This window comes from Ureaplasma zalophigenitalium (genome assembly GCF_025780055.1).
Lineage (GTDB): Bacteria > Bacillota_I > Bacilli_A > Mycoplasmatales > Mycoplasmoidaceae > Ureaplasma > Ureaplasma zalophigenitalium.
Genome location: NZ_JAOXHJ010000003.1, coordinates 101,882 through 111,669, shown reverse-complemented (window position 1 = coordinate 111,669; position 9,788 = coordinate 101,882). Strand labels below are relative to the sequence as shown.

Annotated in this window: 8 protein-coding genes; 6 read left to right on the top strand and 2 right to left on the bottom strand. The window is 31.1% G+C overall.

Features of this window, described 5'->3' with window-relative positions:
* Window positions 1-279: 279 nt before the first annotated feature.
* A complete protein-coding gene (locus tag OF365_RS01930) occupies window positions 280-1,320 on the bottom strand; it encodes a hypothetical protein (protein WP_263817928.1) in 1,041 nt (346 codons plus the stop codon).
* 129 nt (window positions 1,321-1,449) lie between these two features.
* Between OF365_RS01930 and truB the strand changes: the two genes are divergently transcribed.
* On the top strand, window positions 1,450-2,121 hold the full coding sequence (truB, locus tag OF365_RS01925; protein ID WP_263817927.1) for a tRNA pseudouridine(55) synthase TruB: 672 nt from the start codon (window positions 1,450-1,452) through the stop codon (window positions 2,119-2,121).
* On the top strand, window positions 2,087-2,956 hold the full coding sequence (gene ribF / locus OF365_RS01920; RefSeq protein WP_263817926.1) for a riboflavin biosynthesis protein RibF: 870 nt from the start codon (window positions 2,087-2,089) through the stop codon (window positions 2,954-2,956). The genes truB and ribF overlap by 35 nt, the downstream gene beginning before the upstream one ends.
* An 81-nt stretch (window positions 2,957-3,037) precedes the next feature.
* On the opposite strand, the gene OF365_RS01915 is transcribed toward ribF, so the two are convergent.
* The gene (locus OF365_RS01915) at window positions 3,038-3,931 is read right to left on the bottom strand and encodes a DUF5378 domain-containing protein (RefSeq protein ID WP_263817925.1); all 894 of its coding nucleotides are present in this window, start codon (window positions 3,929-3,931) and stop codon (window positions 3,038-3,040) included.
* Window positions 3,932-4,032: 101 nt separating this feature from the next.
* Here OF365_RS01915 and ileS point away from each other — a divergent pair, with 101 nt between their 5' ends.
* The 4 genes from ileS to OF365_RS01895 are packed head-to-tail and all read left to right on the top strand — an operon-like array spanning window position 4,033 to window position 9,567.
* On the top strand, window positions 4,033-6,726 hold the full coding sequence (gene ileS, locus OF365_RS01910) for an isoleucine--tRNA ligase (RefSeq protein WP_263817924.1): 2,694 nt from the start codon (window positions 4,033-4,035) through the stop codon (window positions 6,724-6,726).
* Window positions 6,719-7,711: a tRNA (adenosine(37)-N6)-threonylcarbamoyltransferase complex transferase subunit TsaD gene (gene tsaD / locus OF365_RS01905; RefSeq protein ID WP_263817923.1), complete on the top strand. Its 993-nt coding sequence runs from the start codon at window positions 6,719-6,721 to the stop codon at window positions 7,709-7,711. The genes ileS and tsaD overlap by 8 nt, the downstream gene beginning before the upstream one ends.
* Window positions 7,712-7,723: 12 nt before the next feature.
* On the top strand, window positions 7,724-8,872 hold the full coding sequence (gene metK, locus OF365_RS01900; RefSeq protein WP_263817922.1) for a methionine adenosyltransferase: 1,149 nt from the start codon (window positions 7,724-7,726) through the stop codon (window positions 8,870-8,872).
* A gap of 20 nt (window positions 8,873-8,892) precedes the next feature.
* Window positions 8,893-9,567, top strand: coding sequence for a hypothetical protein (locus OF365_RS01895; RefSeq protein ID WP_263817921.1), 675 nt, complete (start codon window positions 8,893-8,895; stop codon window positions 9,565-9,567).
* Window positions 9,568-9,788 lie beyond the last annotated feature (221 nt).

Sequence of the window (9,788 nt, the reverse complement as noted above, 5' to 3'; positions counted from 1 at the left end):
TTGTTCTAGTGAACCACGCATATTAACAGCAGAATTTCACAGCTGTCTTGCAAGTTCTTCTTTATTGATTTTATTATTCATAATATTCCTTTGTGATTGAATTACATATTATTTATTTTACTAGATATAGGGCATATTTTTGCCGAACTCCACCTGTTTGTTAGATAAAACATTAGCAAATGGTAATAATTTATGTTTTTGTGTTTTTTTCTGCTGCTAACTTATATTTAGTTAATAAAAAAACTAACCTGACAGGCTAGATTTTAAATATCAGGTTAGTTAAAGACTAATATCTACAGTTTTATCGTTACTAAAAACAACGTCTTCACGTACTTGTTGATCCATATCTGGTGATTGATTTAGAACATTAATTTTATCAACTCCCAAGCGACCATCTTGGTGTAATGATTTTAAAGCATCTGTTTTTTTCTTCGAAAGAACAATTAAGACTAAGTTATCAAAATCCTGTTTAATCGTTTTTTGTAAATCCATAATTTCTTGGTCCTGATCATCATTGAAGTCACACAACATCATTAAATTCATTTCTGTTAAACCACCATAAACATAATTCATCACACGCATTAAGTTATAGTTTGGTTTCACATTGAAAACTAGTCGATGATTATACTCTTTGATTCCAGGTGTCAATTTAACTTTTCGTTTTAAAATGTTTTTAAAACCATTAACTAAATTCATTTTAGCAACCAAATACCCTTCAACACTTAGCTTATTTGTTGCAGGACGAATTTTTTTAACCATATAAATATAGACAAAAGAGAAAAAGAAAAAGAAAAGTGTTAAAACCAATGGCACGATAACTTTTGCATCTTTAAAAGTGTATTCCCAAACCAAAGGGATATATTTAAATTGATCTGAAACATCACCTTTTAAAAGTCCACCACTTTTATTCAATCCTTTAGCGATTATTTGCCCATTAATTACTAAGTCACCTACATATTCAGATTTAGCTAATTTGATCGAGATAAAACTAGCTGTAATAATCGGTTTAGCAACACCAGCTAGAATGCAACCAATCAAACCTATAATGCAGCCCCAAAAAAATAAATTCAGCAATAAACGCCCCAAAGACATTTTTTTACGTGATAAATTCGGGTCTAACTTATGGTTTGTTGTAAAAAACCACCAATTCATGAATACATACAATAAGCGACTTTTCCTTTTAACGTGAGAATCGAAAGTTTGAGTAGCTAAACGTAAAAAACGTTCATTATCAAAAAAAGGACCACTGTCATGTACTACTTTAGTACTAAATTCTTTTTGATCTTCATAACTCCGATTCATTATTATGATTGTTTTCATAGATATACCTCATTTCAACCATTTTATTTTATAATAATATATAAGTATATAAAAAAATAGTAGAATTTTAGTCCAGACAAACTTGTTTGTGTGGTCTTTTATTTTTACACAAACATAAGAAAGTTAAATATGGGAAAGAAAAACATTCTTGTGATCAATAAACCACAGAATTGAACATCCTTTGATGTTGTCAATAAATTAAAGTACCTGTTAAAAGTGAAAAAAATTGGTCATGCTGGCACTTTGGATCCAAATGCAACAGGTGTTTTGATTATAGGGATTAATGAAGGTACAAAATTACTTGGCAAATTAATTCTTGATGAAAAAGAATACGTTGCAGATATTTTGTTTAATGTGCACACTGACACCTACGACATTGTAGGTGAAGTTTTACATCGTGATGATAAAGTGGTGGATTTACAAATGATTCAAACCGCAATTACTAATTTTATAACCCAAGACTACTACCAAACACCACCGATGCATAGTGCGATTAAGATTAATGGTAAAAAAGCCTATGATTTTGCTCGCAAAAACATTTATTTAGAACTGCCACAACGCCTTGTCCAAATTAAAGAATACGAAATTCTTAGCTTACATGAGAATATTTTAAAAATTCGCTTAGTAGTTTCTAAGGGTTTTTATATTCGTTCATTTGCCGTTGATTTAGCCAAACAATTGCACACTTATGCTACACTAAAGAACTTAGTGCGCATTCGTAGTGGTAAATTTAAATTACAAGATGCATTAGAGATCGAGGAAGTCTATGATTATTGAACTCAACCAGAAAAACATTCATAATTTACAAATGGATCGCCAAGTGGATTTGGTGATCGGTTTTTTTGATGGCCTACATATTGGACATAAATATCTTTTTTCCCAATGTAAAAAATTTAGCATTTTAACTTTTAATTCAATCCCACGAAAAAAAGAAAATCTGTATCCTTTTTATGAACGATTAGCAATCTTAAATAGTTTGGAAAATTTAGTTGATATTTATGTTTATGACATTCAAGCCAATAATTTATCTGCTCAGGCCTTCATTGATCAGTATATTAAACAATTAAATCCGCAAAAAATTATTGTAGGGCGTGACTTTTTGTTTGGCAACGACCAAAAAGACGCCCATTTTTTAAAAAAACAGTGCGCAAATGCGATTGTTTCAGAGGTTCATGTTAAAGATATTTCCACTACTTTAATTAAAAAAGCTATTAAAAACAATCAGTGAACTTTAGTGAATAATGTCCTATTATCTCCTTATTATCGGTGTGGTACAGTTGTATATGGTAGTCAAATTGGCAAAACCTTAGGTTTTGCTACAGCCAATATGATTTATGATGAACAATTAATCCACTTAGTAGACGGCGTGTATTTAACTAGTGCGATAATTAATGCTCGCTCTTACAAAAGTATTACATATATCGGCGTCCCTAAAACAATTGAAAGACGTACAACTAAGTTTATTGAAACTCATTTGTTAGATTTTAACGACAATATTTACAACCAGAATATTAAAGTTGTTTTTCATGATTATCTGGCTCCAAACATCAAATTTAGCAATGTTAATGAACTGATTAGTGCTATTAATGAATACATTAGTAAGCGTCGTAAATGATCATTAAAACCCAAATACTAGAATATTTAATCATAAATACTTGCAAATAAAAATAAGACGTCGTCTTTTTTTTTTTTTTTTATTTCCTCGTTGCACAAAAACCTATTGGGCTCAGATTTTTTTAAACGGGATTTTTAGTTTATTTTGTAAACGATAAATAAAAAGTAGATGAGCCGTACATAAAAGGACGATAACAAGGTATACAACACTAATCATGATTAATAAATTATAATATCAATTTAGTTTTAAATAACTAGCTAAAACGCCAAATTGAGCATCAGAAACATATACATTTTCAGCGTATCAATCACCGATTTTAAAACCTCCAACATTATAGTCAATGTGTAAGCTGTATGCGAGAATATTGGCATAAACAATATACCCTATTAAAAACAAATGCGCCATTATGATGCCTAACTTATGGATGGATCGGATTCTTAAAAAATTAATTAAGCCAAAAATAACCATAAAGAAGTGCATCATAAAATACAAACGATCATTCCCTAAACCAACGAAAGTGTATTCAAATGCATCTTCATATGTGATTGGTTTTTGAAAAGCCATACCAATTATTGTGAATAAACCTAAGCTAAAGCTAACAAAGCCAAAGTATTGAATTAAATGCTGTTTAAAATCAAAAATACCTAGTAGAATAAGAATAATCATTACACAAGGGCATCAGTCTAATAAAAGAACTTTACTATAACGAAAAGAGTACTGGTAATGGTGTGTTTGTATATAATAAGGGTCACGTGATTGGAATGTAATTAATTCGTTTACATCATAACTATAACGGATTAAAATAAAGTAAAGTAAGAACACTAAACAAATGACACAATTTAATAATCATTTACTTTTGATAAAATGTTTATTAGATCATCAGAGATATTTTTTATATGGGGTTTTGATTTGTTTATTTTGGAAAACATAAGCACAAACGATAATTATGGCAATTAACAAAAAAGTGATAATGATTAATAAGTGATTATAGTACACAATATGCTCCTTTTTAATGAAATATGCCCAACCGGTTTTCCAACATTTGTTAATATATATTATAATATATAAGTTATAGAACTTTATTATTAGGAGAAGTCATGAAAGATTATAAAAGTACATTAAATATGCCCCAAACAGCCTTTGAAATGAAGGCTAATTTAAATACCAAAGAGCCACTTATTCAACAAGAGTGATTAGCAAAAGAAATCTACCAACAACGTTTATTGTTGAACGAAAAAAACCAAAGTTATATTCTACATGATGGCCCCCCTTATGCGAATGGAAGTATTCACATTGGCCACGCTTTAAATAAAATTCTAAAAGACATTATTATTGCAGCAAAAAACATGCAAGGTTTTTATGCTCCTTATATTCCCGGGTGAGATACTCATGGCCTACCAATTGAAGTAGCATTATCTAAAAAAGTGAAATTAAATAATTTAAGTGCTAATGAACGCCGGGATATGTGTGCTAAATACGCTTTAGAACAAGTAGCAAACCAAACAAAACAATTTATGCGTTTAGGAATGTTTGCTGACTTTAAAAAGCATTATTTAACACTTGACCATGCATTTCAAATTGACCAATTGCAATTATTCTTAGTTTTAATGCAAAAAGGTTATGTTTACCAAGATTTCAAACCTGTTTTCTGGTCTTGATCATCACAATCAGCTTTGGCAGAATCTGAAATTGAATATAACGATCGGCAATCACACGCCATCTACGTTGCTATGCCCTGTGTACCAGATGCTGATTTAGATGATAAGACAGCTTATGTGATTTGGACTACAACCCCTTGAACTCTACCAGCCAACCAAGCAGTTTGTATTCACCCACATTTAAATTACGATTTAATTCAAGTTGGAGAAAAAAAATTTATTATTGCTTCTAATTTAGTTGCTGCTTGAACAGCATCATTAGGTTATAAGGACTATAGTATCCTTAAAACTTTTAAAGCCCAAGAATTAGCCAACAAACAATATTATTCTGCTTATAATAAACAAGTTTGCCCAATTATTATGGATGAATATGTTTCAGATACTGATGGATCAGGATTAGTTCATAACGCACCAGGCTTTGGTCTTGAAGATTATTATGCATGTAAAAAATACGACATAAAAGCTCGAGTGATGATTGATCAATTTGGTAAATACAACAGTGAAGTAGATAATCCGGCGTTAGTGGGTATATTTTACGAAGATGCTAACGCCATTATTTTGGATACTCTTAAAACAGATGATCTATTGCTGCAACACAAGTTGATTACCCATTCAGTCGCTCATGATTGACGAACTAAAAAACCGGTAATGTATAGAGCAACAAAACAATGATTTGTTTCGGTACAAAACGCTAAAGATGACATTATCAAAACTTTAGAAAAAGATGTTGTAGCTAAAAATCCGCGAGGAATTGATCGAATTAAAGAAATGATTATTAATCGAAAGGAATGATGCATTTCTCGTCAACGAGTATGAGGGGTCCCGATCCCAATGATTTTTGATGCTCAAAAAAACCCAATTTATGATGATGAACTAGTGGCTCATATTATTGAAGTATTAAACCAAAAAGGTTTAAATGCTTGGTTTAACGAAGATGTAAGTGTTTTTTTGACTCCTAAATATAAAGACACGAAAGAAACATATTATAAAGAACAAGATATTATGGATGTTTGGTTTGATTCAGGTAGTTCATATTCTGTTTTACAACGCGCTAATTTAAATTACCCTGCCGATTTATACTTAGAGGGTTATGACCAATACCGAGGCTGATTTAACTCTTCATTAATTACAGGGACTATTTTTAAAAACCAATCCCCATACAAAACCTTATTAGCTCACGGAATGGTTTTAGATGGTAATGGCTTGAAAATGTCAAAATCAAAAGGAAATGTAACTGATCCATTGGATGTTTGTCGTCAATATGGTGCTGATGTATTACGTTTATGAGTTAGCAACATTGATTATCAAAACGACTCACGAATTTCAGATGATATTCTAAAGCAAACAGCTGAAATCTACCGACGTATTCGTAATACTTTATTTAAATATTCACTATCTGTTCTTGTTGATTTTGACCCCGAAGTCGACTATACAAGCGATTTGAGAGCAGAAGAATACTATGTCTTAAACGAATTTAAAAAGATGTATTTAGTTTGCACACGCGCTTATAATGATTTTGATTTTATGGAAGTAATCAAACAAGTTAATAAATTTATTTTAGAATTATCTGGTTGATATTTTGATTTGATTAAAGATAGTTTATACTGTTTAAAACCAACTGATAATGTAAGAAAACAAATTCAATCATGTGTTTATTTTATCCTTAAAAACGCCCTAATTTTACTAACACCAATTATCCCTCACACTTGTGAAGAAGCATATAGTCATTTAAAAATGCCAAATAAAAAAGCATCAGTAAAATTAGAGAACTTCTTAACGCATGAAGAGTTTATCCATATTGATTTAACTAACATCAAACACGTTGATTTCTTTTTCACAATCAAAGATACTTTTTTTGCTTTATTAGAACAAGCGCGAAAAAATAAAATTATTAATAAAAATAATGAAGCAATAGTTTATGTTGATCAAGCCCAAATCCAATGTCAGGTATTAAAAAAAGAACCAGAATTGTTAGCGCGCTGATTAAATGTAGCAAAAGTAGTTTATACAGATCATAACGAAGTGTTGCAATCAGGTTTTTTAAAATGTCATCGTTGTTGAAATTATTTTGAGAACTTAGATGATAAACACGACGATATATGCACCCGATGTGCCGTTGTTTTATATGCCTAAAGATTTATATATTTTAAGTATTGAAACCAGTTGCGATGAAACGAGTATGGCGGTTTTTCATAATCAGGAATTACTAGCTCACACCATTACTTCTTCCATGCATGCACAGGCTTTTTATGGAGGGGTTGTTCCTGAAGTAGCTTCGCGTTATCACGAGCATAACATTGTCCCTGTTTTCTTACAAACAATTCAAGAAGCAGGTATTGCACCCGAACAATTAACGCATGTAGCTTATACGGCGTTTCCGGGTTTACCGGGCTGCTTGCATGTTGGGAAGGTCTTTGCTGATTTAATTAGCCGTTTATATAAGATAGAATTAATACCAATTAACCACTTACATGCCCATTTATTTTCAGCAGGAATCAATCACCCAATTAAATTCCCTTTTTTAGGTTTAGTTGTTAGTGGTGGTGAAACGAGTATTTACCTCGTTCATGATTATGATGACATTCAAATTCTTAATCAAACTCAAGATGATGCAGTGGGAGAGGTTTATGATAAAATTGCGCGTGTTCTTGATTGACCTTATCCCGGGGGACCAATTATTGATCAACACTATGATCCTAGTCGCGCAACTTTAAAACTAGTTGAACCTCGACCAGTCGCGCAAATGTTTTCGTTTTCGGGAATAAAAACAGCTTTTATCAATTATGTGCACAACCATAAACAAAAAAATCAGTTAATTGATAAAATTACAGTAGCTTCGTCATTACAAGCTTTTCTTATTGCCGAATTAATCCGTAAAATGAAATATTATTTAGAAATTTCACATTTAGACCGGATTTATTTAGGTGGTGGTGTATCTGCAAATAAATTGCTACGGAAAGAAATTAAAACTTTAGCAACAGAAGTATACATCCCAGATTTGCTATATACAACAGATAACGCAGCAATGATTGGTATTTATGCTTATTTTCTTATCATTCATCACAAAAAATCGGTTTTAATTAAGAAAAATCATGATTTAAAAAATTCAAAATACTAAGAAGGAGTTGTTATGTTATACCAAAAAATTATGACCTCAGAATCAGTTGGGGCCGGTCACCCTGATAAAATATGTGACCAAATTAGTGACCAGATTCTACAAACTTGTTTAGAGCAGGACAAAAAAGCACGGGTGGCGTGTGAAGTTTTAGCATGCAATCATTTAATTGTTATTGCCGGAGAAATTACGACAACAGCTTATGTTGATGTTGTACAAACAGCTTGAGAAGTAATTAAACCATTAGGGTATAGTGAAAATGATTTTACTATTATTTCGAATGTTAATCAACAATCAAGCGATATTCACCAGGCTGTTGACCAAAACGATGTGATTAACGCGGGTGACCAGGGAATTGTTTTTGGTTATGCATGTAACGAAACCCCCACATATATGCCCCTAGCGATTTCTATGGCCCACGATTTAGTGCGTATTTTAGAACAAAAACGACAGGACAAGTCGATGGCTTATATTAAAAGTGATATGAAATCACAAGTTAGTATCAATTATTCGCAAAAACCTGTGTGCATTGATACGATGTTAGTGAGCGTCCAACACTTTGAGGATTATGATAAAAATCAATTAGAAAAAGATGTTTCTCAAATTATGATTAATGTGGCTCAAAAATATAATTTAAATACCGATTTTAAGCGTTTTATTAACCCATCAGGGAAGTTTGTAATTGGTGGACCGATTGGGGATACAGGTTTAACGGGTCGGAAAATCATTGTTGATACTTATGGAGGTTATGCAAAACACGGTGGAGGAGCTTTTTCTGGAAAGGATCCATCGAAAACAGATCGGTCAGGAGCTTATTTTGCTCGTTGAATCGCAAAAAACGTTGTCGCAGCCGGTTTTTGTGATACTCTAGAAATCCAATTAGCATTTGCGATTGGTAAACCTCAACCAATAGCCATGTATATTGATTGTTTTAATACTAATAAAATCGATGAAAATTTATTATTTAATGTAATTCAGAATAGTTTTAATTTTAGTGTCGACCACTTTATTAAAGAACTAGATTTAATTAATGCTCCCTATAAAGATGTGGCTGTTTATGGCCATTTCGGGCGCGATGATATTGATTTACCATGAGAGCGCTTAGATAAGGTTGATACACTTAAAACTCAATATTCTTTATTAACTAACAAGCAAAATTGATAAATATTAATAGGTTATTAAAAATGCAGAACAAATCTTTTCGGTTTAATTGAAATAAACAATGATCTAAAAAACAAGAAAAACAAGTATGAAACCAAATTTTGCGGGATTATTTTAATATAAAAAAAACGAGCTCTTCCCAGTTAACATACAATATTGCCATGGGAGGTTTAATGTTAGCTTTCTTTTTGATTGCTCGTTTTATTACTAAAAATTTAGACTTTTTAAATGGCTCTAGTTGGCAGTTGCAAATGGGAGTGCTTGTGATTGCTCTCATGGTGATTCCGAACTTTTATTACAAGTTGTTTTTTTTATTATTTGCCCCGATTTGCATGTTAATTTTTGGATTTGGCACCGAGCCTTTTCTAGGTTATTTATTTCCACATTATTCTTTCGTATTTTTTTTATTTTTTGATCTAATTTTATTGCGTTTAAATTTTAAACATCCGTCAAAACACCATCACTTTTGAGCTTTTAGTTTTTTAATAATTTTTAGTATAATAGCTTATTTTGGTGTATGAATTTTTTATAGTATCCAAGGATATTTATTTTACGGAGTTCATTGGGTAGGGTCAATGATATATAATTCAACAGTCGTTTTTGGATCATTAGCTATTAACATTTGAATTACCTTATTGTTTATAAGGCCGATGAATGAAATTAAAAAGTTTATGATAGCCCAACATTTAAAGTATTAGATATATAAAAAAGAAGCAGTTTGCTTCTTTTTTATATATATTCTTGTTTATAAGTGGTTTTCTTATTTTGTGATTAGAATTAATAAGTGGTTTTCTTATTTTGTGATTAGAATTAAAATGTTAATGAAGGTTTTTTATTGAATTAAAGATAATATAAAAAGTAATTTAATCAACGAAAAATAATGGATGACTTAAAAAAGATATAAGGCGATGAGTTTAAT